A 21,270-nucleotide genomic window follows, 5' to 3' on the forward strand; every position below is an offset into this window, starting at 1 on the left:
CGTCGGCTAGTGGATCTGACTCTTGTTGCGTTCGGACACCGCGCGGAACTGGTCGCCCAGACTGTCGAAATCGCGGTGCTGCGCGTACGCGATCCGGGCTTCGGCATCCAGCGCGGGATCGATCATGGCTGCCGCACCTTCGGTGTAGATCTGCTTGAGCCCCAGCATGATCGGACCCGGCACCTCGGCGATCTCGCCCGCCAACTGCAGCGCGCGGCCCAGTAACTGCGAGGGCTCGACCACCTCGGTCACCAACCCGATGCGTTCGGCGCGCGCCGCATCGATCACCTCGCCCGTCATCGAGAGCCGGCGCGCCATCGCCAGACCGACCACCTGAGGCAGTCGCGCGGTCATCCCGCCGCCCGGCAGGATCCCCACCCGGGCATGGGTGTCGGCGAACACCGCACGCTGCGAGGCCACCAGGAAATCGCAGCCGAGCGCGATCTCCAGGCCGCCGGTGAACGTGGCGCCGTTGATCGCCCCGATGATCGGGGTCCGCATCTCGCGCACCGCGGTGATGCAACTCTGCGACCGGAACTCCTCGAAATACTTCAGGCCATCCCGTGCGGCTTCCTTGAGGTCGACACCCGCGCAGAACGCGGGATCGGTCCCGGTGAGCACCACCGCGCGTACCGCCTCGTCGGCGTCGGCTTCGGTGAGCGCCGCGTACAACGCGCGGATCAATTCCCGGTTCAGCGCGTTCCTGGCCTCCGGCCTGTTCAGGGTCAGCAGCCGCACGGCGCCGTGATCGGAGGTCAGGACGGTGGTCACCGCGGGGGTCATCGGTCGAACCTATGCGTATGGTCGAAGGCGTGTCCGTGTTATCGACGCCCATCCTTGCCGACAACCTGGCCCGAGTCTTCTCCCGGATCGTCAACCCCAGCCCGAAACCCGGGGTGCGTTTCCCTGAATTGGTCGCCGCGACCACGGAGATCACCATTCCGACCCGCCACGGTGACACGCCGGCGACCGTCTACCACCCCGAGGGCCCATCGTCCGGGGTGTACGTCAACATCCACGGGGGTGGCTTCGTCGTCGGGCACCGCGAGCAGGACGACCCGTGGTGCCGCTACCTGGCGGCCCGCGCCGGCGTCACCGTGGTCAACACCGACTATCTGCTGGCCCCCGACCACCGATTCCCGACGCCCGTCGAGCAGCTGTACGACGTGGTGCTGTGGGCGGCCGGTAACTGGCCCGATGAGCGGCTCTGCGTGGGCGGCCAGAGCGCGGGCGGCAATCTGTCCGCGGCCGTCGCGCGGATGGCGCTGACGCACAACGGTCCACCGATCGCGCTGCAGGTGCTGCACTATGCACCTTTGGATCTGGTGACGGCAACGGATCGCAAACGGTCACCGCGGGGCGGCAAGGCCGTCATGAAACCGTGGATGGGCGAGGTGTTCGACACCGCCTATATTCCGGACCACAAGAGGCGCCGCGACCCGCTGGCCTCACCGGCGTGGGGCGACAATGCCGACGAGATTGCCGGGATCGCACCGGCTTTGGTGATCGCGTGCGAATACGACCGGTTGCGTGACGAGGCCGCCGCGTACGCCAAGAGCCTGGATGCTGTCGCCGCGCTCGCCGACTACGTCGAGGTGCCCGCCGTCGATCACGGCTACAACATCATGAGTGATGCCACCGAGGTCACCCGCGGCATGTATGAGTTGATCGCCCGGCAGGTGGGCCACGCCGTCAGCCGGTGAACTGCAGGCCGTTGACCAGATCCAGCAGCGGTTGCGGCAGTGCGCCGAGGGCGAAGGTGACGGCGGCGGTAACGGTCACGGTTGCGGTGCTCAGGATGCTCGGCACCACGACGGTGGGCGGATTCTCGGGTGGATCGGTGAAGAACATCAACACGATCACCCGGACGTAGAAGTAGGCCGCCACGGCACTGGCCACCACACCGACGATCACCAGGGGCGCGGCGCCGCCCTCGGCCGCAGCCTTGAACACCGCGAACTTGCTGACGAAACCACTGGTCAGTGGGATACCCGCAAAAGCCAGCAGAAACAGCGAAAACACCACGCCCACCAGCGGATAACGCCGGCCCAGCCCGGCCCACTCCGCGAGCGAGCTCACCTCGTCGCCATCGGCGTTGCGTACCAGACCCGCCAACGCGAACGCGCCCAGCGTGCTGAAACCGTAGGCGAACAGGTAGAACAGCGTCGCGGACAGACCGGCGCCATTGAGCGCGATCACCCCGGTGAGGATGAAACCCGCGTGGGCCACCGACGAATACGCCAGCATTCGCTTGACATCGCTCTGCGACACCGCGGTGAGGGTGCCGACGGCCATGGTGAGGATGGCGATCACCCACAGCACCGGACGCCAGTCATCGGCCAGGCCGGGTAGCGCCACGTAGAAGATGCGCAGCATGGCCCCGAACGCCGCGATCTTCGTGGCGGCAGCCATGAACGCCGTGACCGGCGTCGGGGCGCCCTGATACACGTCGGGAATCCACGAATGAAACGGCACGGCGCCGACTTTGAACAGCACCCCGACCGAAATCAGTGCGACGCCCACCACCGCCATCGAGGTGTCCCCGCCGGTGGTCACCGCGGCCGCGATACCGCTGAGGCTGAAGACCCCGGAGAACCCGTAGAGCATCGCGATCCCGTACAGGAAGAAGGCCGACGAGAACGCGCCCAGCAGAAAGTATTTCAGCGCGGCTTCCTGGGACAGCAACCGGCGCCTGCGGGCCAGCCCGCACATCAGGTACAGCGGCAGCGAGAACACCTCGAGGGCGACGAACATCGTCAGCAGATCATCGGCGGCCGGGAACAGCATCATCCCCGCGACGGCGAACATGGTCAGCGGGAACACCTCGGTCTGCGCCACAACGGCTTTCGCGGCGATCTTCTCCGCGACGCTGCCCGGGACCGCGGCGGCCTGCGGGGTGAACCCATCCAGACCCCGGCCGGCCGCTTCGTCGGGGGCGGGTACCCGGCGCTCGGCGATCAGCAGGGTACCCAGGATGCCGATCAGAAGAAGGGTGCCCTGCAGGAACAGTGCGGGCCGGTCCACGGCAACGGCGCCGACCGCGGCGGGTGCGCCCGTCCCCTGCAACGCGAACGCCACCAGCACCACGGCCGCCAGCGCAGCGATCTGACCACCGACCGCGAGCGCCAGCTGAGCGCCGTACCGGACTCCGCGCGGCAGGAACGCCTCTATCAGAACGCCGGCCACCGCGACCCCGAGGACGATGAGAACCGGTGAGAGTTGGAAGTATTCGATGGAGGGCGCCTGGATAGTCATTTGACGGGCCCTTCCGCAGTGGGGACGGGGTCTTGCTGATTGATGGTGCGCAGCGTGTGGTCCACGGCTGGGTTGATGACGTCCAGCGCAGGCTTGGGGTAGACACCCAGCACGAGCAGCAGCGCGATCAGCGGTGTGACCACGATCAGTTCCCGCGGCACCAGGTCACGCAGCCGTTCGTTGCCGTCCTTCACCGGGCCCGTCATCATCCGCTGATAGGCCCACAGAATGTAGATCGCCGAGAGCACCAGTGCGCTGACCGCGAACACGGCGATCGCCGGGTACCGGGTGAACGTGCCGATGAGGACCAGGAATTCGGAGATGAACGGGGCCAGCCCGGGCAGTGACAGGGTGGCCAGGCCGGCGATCAGGAAGGTGCCGGCGAGCACCGGGGCTACCTTCTGCACGCCGCCGAAATCGGCGATGAGACGAGAACCGCGGCGCGACACCAGGAATCCGGCGATCAGGAACAGGGCTGCGGTCGAGATGCCGTGGTTGACCATGTAGAGCGTGGACCCGGACTGGCCCTGACTGGTCATCACGAAGATGCCCAGGATGATGAACCCGAAGTGCGAGATCGAGGTGTAGGCGATCAGGCGCATCACATCGGTCTGGCCGATGGCCACGATGGCGCCGTAGACGATGCCGATCACCGCCAGGGTGATGATCAACGGGCGGAACGTCATCGACGCATCGGGGAACAGTTGCAGGCAGTACCGCAGCATCCCGAACGTGCCGACCTTGTCGACGACGGCCATCATCAGCACCGCCGTGGTCGGGGTGGACTCCACGGCAGCGTCCGGCAGCCAGCGATGGAACGGCCACAGCGGGGCCTTCACCGCGAACGCGAACATGAACCCCAAGAACAACGCATTCAGCACGGCCGGGCTGGCGCCGAGTTCGCCTGCCGAGACCGCCGCGACGATGGCCCGGAAGTCGAACGTCCCGCCGAGGGAATCGGTGGTCACCACGTACAGCCCGATCACCGCGGCCAGCATGATGAGGCCGCCGAACAGGTTGTACAGCAAAAACTTCACCGCGGCCGCGCTCCTGTTGGCGCCGCCGAAGCCGCCGATCAGGAAGTACATCGGGATGAGCATCGCCTCGAAGAACACGTAGAACAGCAACACGTCCAGGGCCACCAGGGAGATGAGCACCATGCCCTGGACGGCCAACGTCAGCGCGAGGTAGCTCTGCGTGGAACGCGCACCGAACCGCGAATCATCCGAACCGTCATTCCAGCCCGCGATCAGCAGCAGCGGCACCAGCACCGCGGTCAGCACCACCAGCGCCAGCGCGATCCCGTCCACCCCGAGGATGTAGCCGGTGCCGAACGACGGGATCCACTCGTGGTTCTCGACGAACTGGAACTGCTCACCGCCGGGCTGGAATCGCACGGCCAGCACGATCGCGATGGCCAGCACCGCCAGCGACACCGCCAGCGCCAGGTAACGGGCGAACTGCTTGGCGGGCAACAGGATCACCACCGCGGCACCGACCATCGGCACGGCCCACAACGCACTCAGCAAGCCGATGCCGTTCACCAGACCCTCACCACCAGGAACGCTCCGATCACCAGGGCGGCCCCGCCGAGCATCGACAGGGCGTAGGACCGGGCGAATCCGGTCTGCCAGGACCGCATCCGCTGCGACGCGCCGCCGATCAGGGCGGCCAAGCCGCGGGTGGCGCCGTCGACGGCGTCGTCGTCGATTTCGACCAGGCCTTCGGTGAGTTGCCGGCCCGGCCGCATGAACGTGTTCTCGTTGAACCGGTCGCCGTACAGGTCGGCGCGCGCGGCGGTCGTCAGTGCCGAACCTTGGGGGGCGGTTTCGGGGATGGGCCGTAGCGCGTACATCCGGTACGCGACGCCGACCCCGATCGCCACCACCGACAGGGTCACCACCGTCATCACCCAAACCGGCACGCTGCCGTGGGCTTCGTGGCTGCCGACGACCGGTTCGAGCCAATGCGTCAGCGTGCCACCGATGGCCAGCAGCGCACCGGCGCCGACGGAGCCGATCGCCAGCACGATCATCGGGGCGGTCATGATGCCGGGTGACTCATGGGGCTTTGACTCAGGAGCCCAACGCTTTTCACCGAAGAACGTCATCAGCATCACCCGCGTCATGTAGAACGCGGTGATCCCGGCGCCCAGCAGCGCCGCCCCACCCAGCAGCCAGCCGCGGGCACCACCGGCGGCGAACGCGGTCTCGATGATGGCGTCCTTGGAGAAGAAGCCGGCGAACGGCGGCACCCCGATGATGGCCAGGTAACCCAGCCCGAACGTCACGAACGTCACCGGCATGTACGCGCGCAGACCGCCGTAGCGGCGCATATCGGTTTCGTCGTTCATGCCGTGCATCACGGACCCGGCGCCCAGGAACAGTCCGGCCTTGAAGAAGCCGTGGGTCAGCAGGTGCATGATCGCCACCGCGTAGCCGGCCGGCCCCAGCCCGGCGGCCAGCACCATGTAGCCGATCTGCGACATGGTAGACGCGGCAAGGGCTTTCTTGATGTCGTCCTTCGCACAACCGATGACGGCGCCGAACAGCAGGGTGACCGCGCCGACCACGGTGACGGCCAGTTGCGCGTCGGGGGCGAGATTGAACACCGGCCCGGACCGCACGATCAGATACACCCCGGCGGTGACCATGGTGGCGGCGTGGATGAGCGCCGACACCGGTGTCGGACCTTCCATGGCGTCACCCAGCCAGGACTGCAGCGGCACCTGCGCGGACTTGCCGCAGGCGGCGAGCAGCAACAGCAACCCGATCGCGTTGAGTGAGCCCTCGGACAGTCCCGGCGCCGCATCGAAAAGCCCGGCGTAGGAGACGGTTCCGGCCGTACTGAACATCACCATCAGCGCCAGCGCCAGTCCCATGTCGCCGACCCGGTTGACGATGAACGCCTTCTTGGCCGCGGTGGCCGCTGACGGTTTGTGCGACCAGAACCCGATGAGCAGGTAGGACGCCAGGCCGACGCCCTCCCAGCCCATGTACAGGCCGAGGTAGTTGTCGGCGAGCACCAGCAGAAGCATGGCCGCGACGAACAGGTTGAGATAGGCAAAGAACCGTCGGCGAGCGGCGTCCTCACGCATGTAGCCGATGGAGTAGAGGTGGATCAGCGACCCGACCCCGGTGATCAGCAGCACGAAGCAGATGGAGAGCGCGTCCACCTGCAGCCCGAAATCGACGTGCAGGGCGCCGACCGGTACCCAGGAGAACAGCGTCTGATGGATCTCCCGGTCCTCGGCGCCGCGGCCCAGCAGATCGGCGAACAACACCGCGCCCACCACGAAAGAGGCCAGCGCCGTTGCGCAACCCAGCAGGTGACCCCACGCGTCGGTGGCCCGGCCGCCGAGGAGCAGGATGACGGCTCCGGCGAGGGGCAGCGCGATCAGCAGCCACGGGCTCATCAATTCAGTTCCTCAGCAGACTGGCCGCGTCCACCGACGCGGATCGTCGCGCCCGGAAGATGGTCATGATGATGGCCAGACCCACCACCACCTCGCACGCGGCGACCACCATGGTGAAGAACGCGACCACCTGCCCGTCGAGATGACCGTGCATCCGGGAGAAGGTGACAAAGGCCAGGTTGGCCGCGTTGAGCATCAGCTCGACGCACATGAACATCACGATGGCGTTGCGGCGCAACAGGACCCCGGCCGCACCGATGGTGAACAGCAGCGCCGACAGGTAGAGGTAGTTGGCGGGATTCATCATTTCCTCCCGTCACGCGGAATGAGGATCGTGCTGACCGAAGTCCGTGCCGCGGTGCCGTCGGGCAACCGGGCGGGCACGTCGACGGCGTTGTGCCGCGCGTACACACCGGGATTGGGCAGGGTGGTCGGATAGCCGCCCGGGCCGAATCGCTCGATCGCCAGTTCGCGCTGGGTCTTGCGGCGGTCGAACCGCTCCCGGTGCGCCAGCACCATCGCGCCCAGGGTGGCGGTGATCAGCAGCGCACTGGTCAGTTCGAAGGCCCAGACATAGCGGGTGAAGATCAACACCGCCAGACCCTCGACGTTCCCGTCGGCGTTGGCCGCCTCGAGCCCGGTGAAGCCGTTCACCGAGACGTTGCCGATCCCGCCGATCAGCAGTACCCCGAACCCGACGGCGGCGACGATGGCCGCAACCCGTTGGCCGCGAATCGTTTCCACCAGAGACTCCGAGGTGTCGACGCCGATCAGCATGAGGACGAACAGGAAGAGCATCATCACCGCGCCGGTGTAGACCACCACCTGGACGATGCCGAGGAACAGCGCATCCTGGGCGATGTAGAGCACCGCGAGGTTGATCATCGTGATCGCCAGGAACAACGCCGAGTACACCGCTTTGGTGCCCGTCACCACCCCGATCGCGCCGAGGACGGCCAGGGTGCCCACGATCCAGAAGGTGACGGCTTCCGCGGTGGAGGTCATCGGGCCGGTACCGTCGGAATGCCGAGGTCCCGCAGGCCACCGGTGGTGATGTGGCCGCGGTAGTAGTCCTCATCGCTACTGCCAGAAGCCATCTCGTGCGGCGGTGCGGTCATCTCCGGTGTCAGCGGTGCCAGCAGCTTGTCCTTGCCGTAGATCAGGTCGGCGCGGTTGTCGTCGGCCATCTCGTAGTCGTTGGTCATGGTCAGCGCCCGGGTGGGGCAGGCCTCGATACACAGCCCGCAGCCGATGCACCGCAGATAGTTGATCTGGTAGACCCGGCCGTACCGCTCGCCGGGTGAGAACCGTTGCCCCTCGGTGTTGTCCGCGCCTTCGACGAAAATCGCGTCGGCGGGGCAGGCCCAGGCGCACAGTTCGCAGCCGATGCACTTCTCCAGCCCATCGGCGTACCGGTTGAGTTGGTGACGGCCGTGATAGCGCGGGGCCACGGGGCCGGGCTGTTCCGGGTACTGCTCGGTGATCGGCTTCTTGAACATCGTCTTGAAGGTGACACCGAACCCGGCGAGTGCATCGCCGACCTTAGACATCTGCGGCCTCCTTGTTGGGCAGCGGCGGCACCGGGAAAGCCCCGGCGTCAGGCGGTGGTGGCGGCACTGCGGTGTTGTGCCGCACCGCATTCCAGACCATCAAGAGCAGGACGGCGGCCGCGATGACCCCGATGCTGACCAGTGCGGTCATCCATGAGGGGGAGCCCTGCGCCCGCAGTTCGTGGGTGACGGCGACGACGACGATCCAGCCCAGCGACAGCGGGATCAGGATTTTCCAGCCCAGGGCCATGAACTGGTCATAGCGCAGCCTGGGAAGGGTGGCGCGCAGCCAGATGAAGAGGAACAGGAACGTCCACACCTTCGCGACGAACCACAGCAGCGGCCACCAACCGGAATTCGCGCCGTCGATCAGGTTGAACGGGAACGGGGCGTGCCAGCCGCCGAGGAACATCGTGGTGGCCAGCGCCGACACCGTGGTCATGTTGACGTATTCGGCGAGCATGAACATCGCGAACTTCAGCGACGAGTACTCGGTGTGGAAGCCGCCCACCAGTTCACCTTCGGCTTCGGGCAGGTCGAACGGTGCCCGGTTGGTCTCGCCGACCATCGAGGTCACGTACACCACGAAGGACGGCAGCAGCAGGAACACATACCAGGTGTCGTGCTGGGCGGCGACGATGCCGGAGGTCGACATGGTGCCCGCGTAGAGGAACACCGCCGCGAACGACAGCGCCATCGCGATCTCGTAGGAGATCACCTGCGCGCTGGAGCGCAGCCCACCCAGCAGCGGGTACGTCGAGCCGGAGGCCCAGCCGGCCAACACGATTCCGTACACCCCGATGGAGGTGACCGCCAGCACGTAGAGCACCGCCACGGGCATGTCGGTCAGTTGCAGCGGCGTGGTGTGCCCGACCACCGACACGTTGCCGCCCATCGGGATGACGGCGAACGCCATGATCGCCGGGATCACCGCGAGGACGGGTGCCAGCAGGTAGATCGGTTTGTCGACGCCGGCCGGGATGAGTCCCTCTTTGAGGGCGAGTTTGACGCCGTCGGCGAGGCTCTGTAGCAGGCCGAACGGGCCGACCCGGTTGGGTCCGAAACGCATCTGCATGCGGCCCAGCACTTTTCGTTCGACCAGGATGGCCACCAGCACGGTGAGCAGCAGGAAGACGAAGATGCCCAGGGCTTTCGCCAGCATCAGCCACCACGGGTCGTGGCCGAACGACGTCAGATCGGGGTAGGTCATGGCGCCTCGATCCGCACGACGTCGCCGATCTGCGCGCCGAGGCCGGCGTGCACCGCCGAACCGGCCGAGTTCAGCGGCAGCCACACCACCCGGTCCGGCATGTCGGTGATCTCCAGTGCGAGGGTGACCGACCCGCGGTCGGTGCTGACCCGAATTCCGTCGGTGCAACCGATGTCGGCCGCGGTGCCCGCGGACAACCGGGCCACGACGGGACGGGCGGTGCCGGCCAGGTACGGTTCCCCGTCCTGCAGCCGGCCGGCGTCCAGCAACATCCGCCAGGAGGCGAGCACGGCCTCACCCGGCCCCGGCTGGACCTGTTCGGCAGCGACGTCCGGTGCGGGTGCGGGAGCGCCCTGCCACACGCCGAGGCGGGCGATGTCGGCGCGCACCCGGGTGGCGTCGGTGAGGCCCAGGTCGACGCCCACCTCGTCGGCCAGGGCGGCCAACACCCGCATGTCGGAGGTCGCCGAGGGCGGCAGGGCGCCGTCGAAGGCGCGCGGGCGGCCCTCCCAGTTGACGAAGGCGCCGCTCTTCTCGGTCACCGGTGCGACGGGGAACACCACGTCGGCGCGTTCGGTGATCGCGCTGTGCCGCAATTCGAGGCTGACCACGAATCCGGTTGCCTCGACGGCGGCGAGTGCGGTCGCGGGGTCGGGCAGATCGTCGAGGTCCACCCCGCCGATCAGCAGGGCGGCCAACTCGCCGCCGGCCGCCGCGGCCAGGATGCCCGCGGTGTCGCGGCCGGGTCGGTCCGGCAGCCGATCGACATTCCACCCGGCGGCGACTTCCGCGCGCGCGACCGGATCTGCGATCAGCCGGCCGCCGGGCAACAGGTTCGGTGCCGCACCGGCTTCCAGCGCCCCACGATCACCGGCACGCCGCGGCACCCAGCCGATCCGGGCGCCCGTCGTCTCCGCCAGCCGGACGGCCGCCGAGCAGGCACCGGGTGCGCACGCCAGTCGCTCACCGACCAGGATGATGCTGCCGGCGGGCAGGTCGTCGCGCAGCCCGTCCAGTGCCGCCGCCTCACCGCCGGGCGCCGCGCCGACGAGCCGGCCGCCCATCTTCGTCAGGCCCCGGGTGGCGAACGGAGCTATGGCGAGCACCGGCAGCCCGCGCTTGCGGAATGCCTTGCGCAGGCGCAGGAACACGATGGGGGATTCCTCTTCGGGTTCCAGCCCGGCGAGGACGACGGCGGGGGCGGCTTCCAGGTCGGCGTAGGTCACCGCGAACGGTCGGCCGGCCACTGCGTGGGCCAGGAACTGCAGCTCCTCATCCGAGCCCGCCCGGGCTCGGAAGTCGATGTCGTTGGTGGCGAGCATGATTCGCGCGAACTTCGCGTAGCCGTACGCGTCTTCGAGGGTGAGTCGCCCCCCGGTCAGCACCCCGGCCTTGCCGGAGGTCAGCCCGCGCAGGGCCACCGCGACCGCCTCCGACCACGAGGCCGGCCGTTGGGAGCCGTCGGGATCGCGCAGTAACGGGGTGGTGATCCGGTCGCCCTGGGTGGCGTAGGCGAACGCCCACCTGCCCTTGTCGCAGTTCCATTCCTCGTTGACCTCGGGATCGTCACCGGCCAAGCGGCGCAACACCTTCCCGCGCCGGTGGTCGGTGCGCTGAGCGCAACCGGAGGCGCAGTGTTCACAGGCGCTCGGCGAGGAGACCAGGTCGAACGGCCGGGCCCGGAACCGGTAGGCGGTGCCGGTCAGCGCGCCGACCGGGCAGATCTGCACGGTGTTGCCGGAGAAATATGAGTCGAACGGGGTCTCGTCCGCGATGCCCACCTGTTGCAGCGCACCGCGCTCCAGCAACTCGATGAACGGGTCACCGGCGATCTGTTCGGAGAACCGCGTGCAGCGGGCGCACAGCACGCAGCGTTCGCGGTCCAGCAGTACCTGCGCGGACAGGTTGATCGGCTTGGGGTAGGTGCGTTTGACATCGGTGAACCGTGTCTCGCTGCGGCCGTTGGACATTGCCTGGTTCTGCAGCGGGCATTCGCCACCTTTGTCGCAGACGGGGCAGTCCAGCGGATGGTTGATCAGCAGCAGTTCCATCACCCCGTGCTGGGCCTTGTCGGCGGTGGGGGAGGTCAGTTGCGTGCGCACCACCATGTCGGGGGTGCAGGTGGTGGTGCACGATGCCAGCGGCTTGCGTTGGCCTTCGACCTCGACCAGGCATTGCCGGCAGGCGCCCACCGGATCCAGCAGCGGGTGGTCGCAGAACCGCGGGATCTGGATGCCCATCAGCTCGGCCGCGCGGATCACCAACGTGCCCTTGGGAACACTGATCTCGTGCTCGTCGATGGTCAACGTCACCATCTCGACGGGCGTGGTGTCCCCACGAGGCCGTGGCGATTCAGCCAATGTCATGCCTGCGCCCCCTCCGTCGCGAACACCGTGGACGCCTGCGGATCGAACGGGCAGCCGACGCCCAGGTGCGCCTCGTACTCGTCGCGGAAATACTTGATCGACGAGATGATGGGGCTCGCCGCGCCGTCACCGAGAGCGCAGAACGACTTACCGAGGATCGCATCGGAGATGTCGAGCAGCTTCTCGATGTCGCCCTGCTCGCCGGTGCCGGTCTCCAGCCGTTCGAAGATCTGCGCCAGCCAGTAGGTGCCCTCGCGACACGGCGTGCATTTACCGCAGGATTCGTGGGCGTAGAACTGGGTCCAGCGCCGCACCGCCCGCACCACGCAGGTGGTCTCGTCGAAGATCTGCAGGGCCTTGGTTCCCAGCATCGACCCGGCGCCGCCCACGCCTTCGTAATCCAGTGGCACGTCGAGGTGTTCGGGCGTCAGCATCGGCGTCGAGGACCCGCCCGGGGTCCAGAACTTCAGCTGATGACCGGCCCGGACCCCGCCCGCGTAGTCGAGCAGTTCGCGCAGCGTGATGCCCAGCGGCGCCTCGTATTGCCCGGGGCGGGTGACGTGGCCGGACAGTGAGTACAGCGTGAACCCGGGCGATTTCTCCGAGCCCATCGACTTGAACCAGTCCACCCCGCGGCGCACGATCGGCGGCACGCTGGCAATGGATTCGACGTTGTTGACCACCGTTGGGCAGGCGTACAGCCCGGCCACCGCGGGGAACGGCGGCCGCAGCCGGGGCTGGCCGCGACGGCCCTCCAGGGAGTCCAGCAACGCGGTCTCCTCACCGCAGATGTAGGCACCGGCGCCGGCGTGCACCACCAGGTCCAGATCGAAACCGGAGCCCAGGATGTCGCGGCCCAGATAGCCGGCCTCGTACGCCTCGGCCACGGCCGCACGCAGCCGGCGCAGTACCGGTACCACCTCACCGCGCACATAGATGAAGGCGTGCCGGGCCCTGATGGCATAGGAGGCGATGATCGCTCCCTCGACCAGCACGTGCGGGGTGGCCATCATCAGCGGAATGTCCTTGCACGTACCGGGTTCGGACTCGTCGGCGTTGATCACCAGATAGTGCGGTTTCGGGTCCGACTGGTTGATGAACGACCATTTCTGGCCGGTCGGGAAGCCCGCACCACCGCGCCCGCGCAACCCGGAATCCTTCACCAGTGCGATGACGGCATCGGGATCCATGTCCAGGGCCGCATCCAGCGCCTGATAGCCGTCGTGGTGCAGATACGTGGACAGCGTCCAGGAGTGCGGTGCGTCCCAGTAACTGCTGAGCACCGGTGCAAGTTCGGTCATTGCTCACCCCTGGCGACCCGCAGCCCGGCCAACGTCGCCGGGCCCGGCGGGGAAAGATCAGGCGAACCGCTTTCCACACCGGCCAGGATCCGGGCGGTGTGCCGGAACGTGCACAGCGTGGCGCCGCGGCTGGGCTGTACCGGTTGCCCGGCGCGCAGATCATCGACGAGTTCTCTTACCGAGGAGGGGGTTTGGTTGTCGAAGAACTCCCAGTTCACCATGACCACCGGCGCGAAGTCGCAGGCGGCATTGCATTCGATGTGTTCCAAGGTGACGGAGCCGTCGGGCGTCGTCTCGCCGGCGTGCACACCGAGGTGCTCTTGCAGGATCTCCAGCAGCGCGTCGCCGCCCATGATGGCACACAGCGTGTTGGTGCACACGCCGACCAGATAGTCGCCGGTGGGGGTGCGCCGGTACATCGAATAGAAGGTAGCCACGGCGGTCACCTCGGCGGGGCTCAGATCCAGTTGAGCCGCGCAGAACCGGACGCCGGCCGGCGTCAGATAGCCGTCCTGCGCCTGAACCAGGTGCAGCAGTGGCAGCAGCGCCGAGCGGGATTGCGGGTAGCGGGCGATGATCTGCTCGGCGTCGGAGGTCAGCTCTGCCGTCACCTCGGGCGAGTAGGATTGCGGTCCAGCAGATATCGGGGGCCCGGCCTCGTCGGGCCGCTGCCCCAACCGGAGCTCGATCGCCGTCACCTGTCCACGCCTCCCATGACCGGATCCAACGACGCCACCGCAGAGATCGCGTCGGCCACCATGCCGCCTTCGCACATCGCCGCCACCGCTTGCAGATTCGTGAACGACGGGTCGCGGTAATGCACCCGATACGGCCGGGTGCCGCCATCGCTGACGATGTGGACACCGAGTTCCCCACGCGGTGATTCGACCGCCACGTACACCTGCCCCGCAGGTACCCGGATGCCCTCGGTGACCAATTTGAAGTGGTGGATCAGCGCTTCCATCGAGGTGCCCATGATCTTGGCGATGTGGTCGGGCGAGTTGCCCAGCCCGTCGGGACCGATCTTCAGGTCGGCCGGCCAGGCCAGTTTCTTGTCGGTCAGCATCACCGGTCCCGGCTTGAGCCGATCGATGCACTGCTCGACGATCCTGAGCGATTCCTTCATCTCGTCGACCCGGATCAGATAGCGGCCGAACGCATCACAGCCGTCGGCCGTGCAGACGTCGAATTCATAGGTCTCGTAGCCGCAGTAGGGCTGCGCCTTGCGCAGATCGTGGGGCAGTCCGGTGGATCGCAGCACCGGCCCGGTGATCCCCAGGGCCATACATCCCGTGAGGTCGAGGTAGCCGATACCCTCGGTGCGGGCTTTCCAGATGTAGTTGTCGCGCAGCAGTTTCTCCATGTCGCGGAGCTGTCCCGGCAGCGCCTTCACCAGTTCACGCAGCTGCGGCATGGCCTCATCGGGCAGGTCTGACGCCAAGCCGCCGGGCCGGATGTAGGCGTTGTTCATCCGCAGACCGGTGATGGTCTCGAACATGGACAGAATCGATTCCCGTCCGCGGAATCCGAAGAACATCGCCGACATGGCGCCAAGTTCCATGCCGCCGGTGGCCAGCGCCACCAGATGACTGGAGATGCGGTTGAGTTCCATCAGCAACACCCGGATGACGCTGGCGCGCTCCGGGATGTCGTCGGTGACGTCGAGCAGTTTTTCCACGCCGAGGCAGTAGGCGGTTTCGTTGAAGAACGGGGACAGGTAGTCCATCCGGGTCACGAAGGTGACGCCTTGAGTCCAGGTGCGGTATTCGAGGTTCTTCTCGATACCGGTGTGCAGATAACCGATTCCGCACCGGGCCTCGGTGATGGTCTCGCCCTCGATCTCCAGGATCAGCCGCAGCACCCCGTGCGTCGACGGGTGCTGCGGACCCATGTTGACGACGATGCGTTCCCCGGCGTGCTCCCGGGCGGCCGCGACGACGGCGTCCCAGTCCTGTCCGCCGACCACGACGACGGGCGGTTCGCTCTGCAGTGTCATCAGTTGTACGACCTCCGCTGATCGGGCGGCGGGATCTCGGCGCCGTGGTACTCCACCGGGATTCCGCCCAGCGGGTAGTCCTTGCGCTGCGGATGTCCCACCCAGTCGTCGGGCATCTCGATCCGGGCCAGTGCGGGATGGCCGTCGAAGATGATGCCGAAGAAGTCGTAGGTCTCGCGCTCGTGCCAGTCGGTGGTCGGGTACACCGAAAAGAGCGACGGCACATGAGGATCGGCGTCCGGTATGGCGACCTCGACGCGGATCCGGCGGTTGTGGGTGATCGACATCAGCGGATAGACCGCGTGTAGTTCCCGATCGGGCTCATCGGGGTAGTGCACCCCAGATACCCCGAGGCACAACTCGAATCGCAGGGCCGGGTCGTCGCGCAGAGTCTGTGCCACTGCCATCAGGTGAGCGCGGCGCACCTCCAGGGTCAGCTCGTCGCGGAACACCACGACGCGTTCCATGGCCGCCTCGAACACGTCGGGGCCCAGCGCTTCGGAAAGTCGGTCGACCACCTCGTCGAAGTATCCGCCGTAGGGCCGCGGGGAACTGCCGGGCAGGGCGACTTCGCGGACCAGGCGGCCGTATCCGGAGGTGTCGCCGGTGCCGTGCACGCCGAACATGCCGCGGCGCTCACCGATGACCTCCACATCAGGCTTGTCGGTCATCGCAGCAGCCCCGTCAGCTCGATCGTCGGCCGCGACGCCAGCGCGGCCTCTTCGGCGGCGGCGATGGCCTCGGCCCGGTTCACCCCGAGCGGCATCTCGGCAATCTTGGCGTGCAGCTTGAGGATTGCGTTGAGCAACATCTCGGGACGCGGGGGACAGCCCGGGAGGTAGATGTCCACCGGCACGATGTGGTCGACGCCCTGCACCACCGCGTAGTTGTTGAACATCCCGCCCGAGGAGGCGCACACCCCCATGGCCAGTACCCATTTGGGCTCGGCCATCTGGTCGTAGACCTGGCGCAGTACCGGGGCCATCTTCTGGCTGACCCGGCCGGCCACGATCATCAGATCGGCCTGGCGCGGCGTGGCCGAGAACCGCTCCATGCCGAACCGAGCGATGTCGAACCGCGGGCCGGCGGTGGCCATCATCTCGATGGCGCAGCACGCCAGCCCGAATGTCGCCGGCCACAACGATCCTTTGCGGACGTAGCCGGCCACCTTCTCCACCGTCGAGAGCAGGATGCCGCCTGGCAGTTGTTCTTCTAATCCCATGACAGACCTCCCCGTCGCCACACGTAGGCGTAGGCAACGAACACTGTGAGCATGAACAGGATCATCTCCACCAGCGCGAACATCCCGAGCGAGTCGAACGACACCGCCCACGGGTAGAGGAAGACGATCTCGATGTCGAAGACGATGAACAACATCGCCGTCAGGTAGTACTTGATCGGAAATCTTTGGCCCGTCGCCAGCTTGGCGTCCTCCGCGGGCAGCAGTGGTTCGATGCCGCACTCGTAGGCCTCGAGTTTGGCTCGGTTGTACCGGCGCGGTCCGATCAGCACGGCGATGCCGACCGAGCCGACCGCGAACGCTGCCGCGATACCCCCGAGAACGAGGATGGGTAGGTAGATGTTCATAGCTCCCTCGTTGGGCTTTCGATGTGAGCTAGAACACAGCTTAGTCACGCTACCGGTCGGACCGGCGCATTTTGGCTAGGATGAAAATGACAGCTGGGTTACCACGTCCTCACCGACGACGACGTGAAGAATTAACGGCCACAGCGCTTTTCGTGCTGCTTAGAGTGCGTCCCCGCGCAGTACCGCAGCCACGGCTTCGCCGAGTGCGATCGGGTCGATCGGATGAGATACCGCTGCCTCCGCCCGCGACCAGGTCGCCAGCCAGGCGTCATCGGGGCGTCCGGTCAGCACCAGGATGGGCGGGCAGTCGGTGATTTCGTCCTTGAGCTGCTTGGCCAGGCCCAACCCGCCGGCCGGGGCGGCCTCACCGTCGAGAATTGCCAGATCGAACCCGCCGCCTTCGATCTGCTGGACCACCATCGGCGCGGTCGCGACATCCAGATAGCTCAGCTCGGGCAGATCGGGGTGCACACGGCGGCCGAGTGCCGAACGCACAGCGTCGCGGGTGCGGGGGTTGGAGCTGTATACGAGGATCCGGACCTGCGCATCGGTGTCGGCCACTCCTGGGATGTTACGACTGCCGGACGAAGACCGCGGTGGCTTCGATGTTCACCGCTTCGCCCATCATGCCCATCAGGTTGCCGTCCACGCCGTAGTGCAGCCGGTTCAGGGTCGTGGTGGTCTGCAGGCGCAGCGCACCATCGCCGGCGGCCCGCACGTGGGTGGCCAGCTCGACGTCGCGCTGCACGCCCTTCACCGATAGTTGTGCGTGCAGCAGGACCCAGCCCGTCCCGGTGACCTCGCCGGACTCGACGACGACGGCGATACTGGGAAACGCCTGTACGTCGAAGAAATCCGGCGACATCAGGTGCGTGTCGCGTTTGCGGATGCCGGTGTGCACCGAGGCCGCGTCGATCTCCAGGTGCCCGGTGACGTCGATACCCTCATCGGCGGCGGCGGCCCGGGCGGACCCGCTGACCCCGGCGAAGGTGCCTTTGACGTGTGCCAGTCCCCAGAAGGTGGGGCTGTGAAACTCCAGCGTCGTGCGCTCGGGATCGAGCCGCCACTCGCCGATCCAATCGGTGCTCATTTCGCTCATGACATCAACGGTGCCATATCGGCCGGATCGAAATACTCGTCGATCCGGGTGATCAGCCCATCAGCCCCGACCTTGATGACGATGCAGACACGCAAGGCGATCGAGGCGCCGTTGGTCGCATCCGCGTGCAGGACATGTTGCTGCACGAATCCACCCTCGAAGAACTGCCGGTCCAGGATCTCGTAGCGGCGGGTGGTGCTGACCCCGAGGAACCACTGGATCACCTTCAGCGCGCGCCGCCGGTCGTTGTCGTGGGTGTCACCGCTGTGCCACACCGTGACATCGTCGGCCCACAGCTGCTCGACGCTCGCGTAGTCGCCGCGTTCGATGGCACCGAACAACTGGTTCGCCACGTCAATGGTCATCGTTCCTCCTCGTAACCCGGATGTGCGACGGCCAGCCGGTGGCGCACCAGTGCGTGCAGGGCGGCCAGCACCTCATCGCCGGTGTCGCCGGCGCGGATGGCCGCGGCCAATGCGGCCTCGTCCGGGAAGCCGAGTGCGCCCAGCGCTTGGCGAGGGATGTCCGCGGTGTCGTCGAGCAGTTCGCGTTCGACGGTGCGCAGTGCATTGGCCGCGACGCGGGCGTGGAAGTTCAGCGCCCCACTCGTGCCGTCGCGTACGTCGGTTTCCAGGAATTCCGCGACGGCTGCGACGAGTTCGGCCGCGGTCGGCTTGTAGTGCAGGCTCACGGGGCCTCCAGCAGCGTCAGCAGATCATGTTCAGTCTCGCAGACCCGTCGACCGATCGCGGCCAGCTCCACCGAGCGGGTCTGCCCGCAGCGGTGCCGCTCGTACTGGTAGCGGCAGATGACGCCCCACCGCAGGGTCGCCAGCACCAGCCACCAGTGCAAGGCGTCCCGGTCGATCGTTGCGCCACCGGCGGTTTCGTACGCGGTGACGAAATCCTCGATGCTGCCCAGGCCGCCCGCACCGAGTTCCTTGGGAGCGCCGAACCGCCAGGCCCGGATGCAGAACCACGCCAGGTCGTCGGCGGCCTCGCCGATGTGGGTCAGCTCCCAATCCAGGACGGCGGCCAGTTGACCATCGGCGACGATGAGGTTGCCCATCCGGAAGTCGCCGTGCGCCAGGACGGCTGCGGTAGGGGCCGGGCGGTGGCGTTCCAGCCACCGGAACGCGTACTCGAATGGGGCGGTGGTATCACCCATTTCGTCGAGTTCGCGCCGCCAGTCCTGCAGGGGATCGGAGACGGCCAGTCCGATGCCGTCGGGATCAGCGCGGTGGATCTGAGCCAGCGCCTGCGCGCACTGGGTCAGCAGCGCGGACCGCGACGTGTCGTCCAAGGTGCGGGCGATCTTGCGGACAATCGTCTCACCGGCGATGAAATCGCAGACCAGGTAGGGATTACCGAGGGCCTCAACAGAATTGGACGCAGTGACGATGCCCGGAACCGGCGCGCCGGTGTCCGCCGCCCGGCGCAGCGCCGCGGCCTCCAGCTCCATCCCGGCGTGAATCTCGTCGGGTGGGCCGGTGCGCAGGATGAGGGGCCGGTCGTCGGCGGTGAAGGCCCAGGTGGCGCGGCTGGCCCCGCCGGTGAGCACCCGCAAGTCCTCGATGCGCGTCGCACCCAGCACCCCCGCCAGTGCCTCCGGATCGATCACTTGCGGCCGAACTTCAGCATCCGCTGCGCGACGCGGCGGATCTGGATCTCCTCGGCCCCTTCGGTGATCCGGTATCGCCGATGGTGCCGGTAGATGTGCTCGAACGGCTCGTGCCGGCTGTAGCCGACGCCACCGTGGATCTGCATGGCACGGTCGGCCGCCTCGCACACCAGCCTGTTGGCCCGGTAGTTGGCCATCGACACCTTGTCCGAAACCTCCATGTGGTGGTCGCGGTCCAGGTGCCAGGCGGCGTAATACACCAGCAGGCGCACCATCTGGGCTTCGGTCTGCAATTCGGCCAGCGGCCATTGCACGGCCTGATTCACCGACAGCGGCTTGCCGAAGACGATGCGGTCGCCGGCGTATTGCGCAGCGCGGTCGATACAGTACTGCGCCGCGCCCAGGCTGCTGGCGGCCTGCCGGATCCTGTTCTCGTGCAGGAACGTCTGGCCGACCTCCAGGCCGTGGTCGACCTCACCGAGCACGGCGTCAGCGGGCACCCGGACGTCTTCGAGTTCGACCTCGCCGTGGTCACTGGGCATGTTGAACGTCCACCAGTAGTAGGGGACGGTGAAACCCGGTGTGTCGGTGGGCACCAGGAAGGCGGTGATGCCGGTGGCCGATCCGTCTTGGCCGGAGGTGCGGGCGAAGATCAGGTCGTGAGTGGCGCGGTGCACCCCGGTGTTCCAGCGTTTGGCGCCGTTGATCACCCAGTCGTCGCCGTCGCGCACCGCGGTGGTCTCCATCCAGGTGGCGTCGCTGCCGTGGTTGGGTTCGGTCAGCCCGAAGGCCATGGAACGCTTGCCGGTGAGCATGGCCTCGACCCACTCGGCCTTCTGCGCGTCGGTGCCGAACCGGCTCATCATGATGACCTGAGGGAAGTTCCCGACGATCGACGACTCGTCCTGCAGATCGTTGTGCAGGCCAAGACCCTTGTGCGCCAGATGTTCCCGGATGACCGCCATGTCGAGGTTGCTGCCGCCGCGGCCGCCGAACTCTTTCGGCAGCCCGTAGCGCAGCCAGCCCGCCGCGTCGGCGCGCCTGCGCATCTCGTCGAGCAGGTCCTCCCATTCCCGGGTCGGCACCCCGCCGTTCTCCAGGTCGGTGCGGGCGAATTCGCGCCGGCGGTCGAAGTACTGCATGTTCTCGCGTTCCAGCGGTTTGATCTCCGCCTCGATGAACGCATCCATCTCGTCGAGCAGCCCCGGAAGGTGTTCGGGTAAAGCGAAATCCACTCTGATCTCTCTTTCGTCCTTTAGAAGCCGTACAGGGTTTTCTTCCAGATCGTCGACAGGGTCTTGATGGCATCCGCATCGCTGATCTGCAGTTCCGAGCCGGGATTGCCGACCACGACGACGGTGAAGTTCTCGAACAGCAGGGCGATCGCGGCGGCGATGTGCTCGGTCTGCAGATCCTGCGCGTACCCCTGCTCGCGGGCCCGGCGCACCGAATCACCCACCATGTCCATACCGAACCGGCGGAACTCGTGCTGCACCTTGGCGAACCGTGGCTGGGTGGCGCCCAGTTGGGCGACGGCGATCATGATGCCGATGTTCTGCTTGAAGAGATTCCAGTACCCCGTCACCACCATGGCGAAATACTCGGTGTCCTCGGGGGAATCAGGCAGTGGTACCCGCATGCCGGAGGGCTCGACGATGTCGTGCAGGAAGGACTCGGCCAGTGAGGCCAGGAGGTCTTCCTTATCGTCGAAGTAGCGGTAGAACACCGCCGAGGACTTGCCCGCCGCCGAGGTGATGTCCGCCAGGGTGGTGCCGTGAAAGCCGCGTTCGGCGAACAGCTTTCTGGCCGCCAGTTCGATGGCCTCACGGGTCTGGCGGCCTTTGGCGGTCAGCGATTCGGCGGGTGTCATC

Annotated in this window: 23 protein-coding genes; 1 reads left to right on the forward strand and 22 read right to left on the reverse strand. The window is 67.0% G+C overall.

The annotated features are described in order from the left end of the window. Positions 1 to 6: 6 nt before the first annotated feature. Complete coding sequence (locus tag AC1DY7_RS07120) at positions 7 to 783, reverse strand: enoyl-CoA hydratase (RefSeq protein ID WP_477492950.1); 777 nt, start codon at positions 781 to 783, stop codon at positions 7 to 9. 29 nt (positions 784 to 812) lie between these two features. Here AC1DY7_RS07120 and AC1DY7_RS07125 point away from each other — a divergent pair, with 29 nt between their 5' ends. Next, complete coding sequence (locus tag AC1DY7_RS07125) at positions 813 to 1,703, forward strand: alpha/beta hydrolase (protein WP_477492951.1); 891 nt, start codon at positions 813 to 815, stop codon at positions 1,701 to 1,703. Here the strand turns inward: AC1DY7_RS07125 and nuoN are convergent. The 21 genes from nuoN to AC1DY7_RS07230 all read right to left on the reverse strand — a co-directional run bounded on the left by nuoN (position 1,693) and on the right by AC1DY7_RS07230 (position 21,269). Then, entirely contained in the window at positions 1,693 to 3,255 is a 1,563-nt protein-coding gene (gene nuoN, locus AC1DY7_RS07130) for an NADH-quinone oxidoreductase subunit NuoN (RefSeq protein ID WP_477492952.1), read from the reverse strand. The genes AC1DY7_RS07125 and nuoN overlap by 11 nt on opposite strands. Beyond that, positions 3,252 to 4,799 carry an NADH-quinone oxidoreductase subunit M gene (locus AC1DY7_RS07135; RefSeq protein WP_477492953.1) on the reverse strand — a complete coding sequence of 516 codons (1,548 nt, stop codon included), beginning with the start codon at positions 4,797 to 4,799 and terminating at the stop codon, positions 3,252 to 3,254. Before AC1DY7_RS07135 ends, nuoN begins: the two co-directional genes overlap by 4 nt. Beyond that, positions 4,796 to 6,670, reverse strand: coding sequence for an NADH-quinone oxidoreductase subunit L (gene nuoL, locus AC1DY7_RS07140; RefSeq protein WP_477492954.1), 1,875 nt, complete (start codon positions 6,668 to 6,670; stop codon positions 4,796 to 4,798). The genes AC1DY7_RS07135 and nuoL overlap by 4 nt, the downstream gene beginning before the upstream one ends. 4 nt (positions 6,671 to 6,674) lie before the next feature. Continuing rightward, a complete protein-coding gene (nuoK, locus tag AC1DY7_RS07145) occupies positions 6,675 to 6,974 on the reverse strand; it encodes an NADH-quinone oxidoreductase subunit NuoK (RefSeq protein ID WP_477492955.1) in 300 nt (99 codons plus the stop codon). Then, a complete protein-coding gene (locus tag AC1DY7_RS07150; RefSeq protein ID WP_477492956.1) occupies positions 6,974 to 7,675 on the reverse strand; it encodes an NADH-quinone oxidoreductase subunit J in 702 nt (233 codons plus the stop codon). Before AC1DY7_RS07150 ends, nuoK begins: the two co-directional genes overlap by 1 nt. Further along, entirely contained in the window at positions 7,672 to 8,310 is a 639-nt protein-coding gene (nuoI, locus tag AC1DY7_RS07155) for an NADH-quinone oxidoreductase subunit NuoI (protein ID WP_477492957.1), read from the reverse strand. Before nuoI ends, AC1DY7_RS07150 begins: the two co-directional genes overlap by 4 nt. Further along, complete coding sequence (gene nuoH / locus AC1DY7_RS07160) at positions 8,213 to 9,430, reverse strand: NADH-quinone oxidoreductase subunit NuoH (protein ID WP_477492958.1); 1,218 nt, start codon at positions 9,428 to 9,430, stop codon at positions 8,213 to 8,215. The genes nuoI and nuoH overlap by 98 nt, the downstream gene beginning before the upstream one ends. Continuing rightward, positions 9,427 to 11,796: an NADH-quinone oxidoreductase subunit G gene (locus tag AC1DY7_RS07165; protein ID WP_477492959.1), complete on the reverse strand. Its 2,370-nt coding sequence runs from the start codon at positions 11,794 to 11,796 to the stop codon at positions 9,427 to 9,429. Before AC1DY7_RS07165 ends, nuoH begins: the two co-directional genes overlap by 4 nt. Then, positions 11,793 to 13,097 (reverse strand): NADH-quinone oxidoreductase subunit NuoF, encoded by a 1,305-nt coding sequence (nuoF, locus tag AC1DY7_RS07170; RefSeq protein ID WP_477492960.1) that lies wholly within the window; start codon positions 13,095 to 13,097, stop codon positions 11,793 to 11,795. Before nuoF ends, AC1DY7_RS07165 begins: the two co-directional genes overlap by 4 nt. Then, positions 13,094 to 13,795: an NADH-quinone oxidoreductase subunit NuoE gene (gene nuoE, locus AC1DY7_RS07175; protein ID WP_477492961.1), complete on the reverse strand. Its 702-nt coding sequence runs from the start codon at positions 13,793 to 13,795 to the stop codon at positions 13,094 to 13,096. The genes nuoF and nuoE overlap by 4 nt, the downstream gene beginning before the upstream one ends. Next, positions 13,792 to 15,093, reverse strand: a complete 1,302-nt coding sequence (nuoD, locus tag AC1DY7_RS07180; RefSeq protein WP_477492962.1) for an NADH dehydrogenase (quinone) subunit D — start codon at positions 15,091 to 15,093, stop codon at positions 13,792 to 13,794. Before nuoD ends, nuoE begins: the two co-directional genes overlap by 4 nt. Next, complete coding sequence (locus AC1DY7_RS07185; protein WP_477492963.1) at positions 15,093 to 15,764, reverse strand: NADH-quinone oxidoreductase subunit C; 672 nt, start codon at positions 15,762 to 15,764, stop codon at positions 15,093 to 15,095. The genes nuoD and AC1DY7_RS07185 overlap by 1 nt, the downstream gene beginning before the upstream one ends. After that, entirely contained in the window at positions 15,761 to 16,315 is a 555-nt protein-coding gene (locus tag AC1DY7_RS07190) for a NuoB/complex I 20 kDa subunit family protein (RefSeq protein ID WP_477492964.1), read from the reverse strand. Before AC1DY7_RS07190 ends, AC1DY7_RS07185 begins: the two co-directional genes overlap by 4 nt. After that, a complete protein-coding gene (locus AC1DY7_RS07195; protein ID WP_477492965.1) occupies positions 16,306 to 16,680 on the reverse strand; it encodes an NADH-quinone oxidoreductase subunit A in 375 nt (124 codons plus the stop codon). The genes AC1DY7_RS07190 and AC1DY7_RS07195 overlap by 10 nt, the downstream gene beginning before the upstream one ends. Positions 16,681 to 16,839: 159 nt before the next feature. Next, positions 16,840 to 17,241: an Rv3143 family two-component system response regulator gene (locus AC1DY7_RS07200; protein ID WP_477492966.1), complete on the reverse strand. Its 402-nt coding sequence runs from the start codon at positions 17,239 to 17,241 to the stop codon at positions 16,840 to 16,842. A 10-nt stretch (positions 17,242 to 17,251) separates the two neighbouring features. After that, on the reverse strand, positions 17,252 to 17,779 hold the full coding sequence (locus tag AC1DY7_RS07205) for a YceI family protein (RefSeq protein ID WP_477492967.1): 528 nt from the start codon (positions 17,777 to 17,779) through the stop codon (positions 17,252 to 17,254). Further along, positions 17,776 to 18,144 carry a nuclear transport factor 2 family protein gene (locus AC1DY7_RS07210; RefSeq protein WP_477492968.1) on the reverse strand — a complete coding sequence of 123 codons (369 nt, stop codon included), beginning with the start codon at positions 18,142 to 18,144 and terminating at the stop codon, positions 17,776 to 17,778. Before AC1DY7_RS07210 ends, AC1DY7_RS07205 begins: the two co-directional genes overlap by 4 nt. Then, positions 18,141 to 18,470, reverse strand: coding sequence for a DUF6285 domain-containing protein (locus AC1DY7_RS07215; protein ID WP_477492969.1), 330 nt, complete (start codon positions 18,468 to 18,470; stop codon positions 18,141 to 18,143). Before AC1DY7_RS07215 ends, AC1DY7_RS07210 begins: the two co-directional genes overlap by 4 nt. Next, positions 18,467 to 19,399 carry a phosphotransferase family protein gene (locus AC1DY7_RS07220; protein WP_477492970.1) on the reverse strand — a complete coding sequence of 311 codons (933 nt, stop codon included), beginning with the start codon at positions 19,397 to 19,399 and terminating at the stop codon, positions 18,467 to 18,469. Before AC1DY7_RS07220 ends, AC1DY7_RS07215 begins: the two co-directional genes overlap by 4 nt. After that, complete coding sequence (locus tag AC1DY7_RS07225) at positions 19,396 to 20,634, reverse strand: acyl-CoA dehydrogenase family protein (RefSeq protein WP_477492971.1); 1,239 nt, start codon at positions 20,632 to 20,634, stop codon at positions 19,396 to 19,398. The genes AC1DY7_RS07220 and AC1DY7_RS07225 overlap by 4 nt, the downstream gene beginning before the upstream one ends. A 20-nt stretch (positions 20,635 to 20,654) precedes the next feature. Continuing rightward, positions 20,655 to 21,269: a TetR/AcrR family transcriptional regulator gene (locus tag AC1DY7_RS07230; protein WP_477492972.1), complete on the reverse strand. Its 615-nt coding sequence runs from the start codon at positions 21,267 to 21,269 to the stop codon at positions 20,655 to 20,657. Position 21,270: the final 1 nt, after the last annotated feature.

Source organism: Mycobacterium sp. P2_H7, assembly GCF_056403275.1.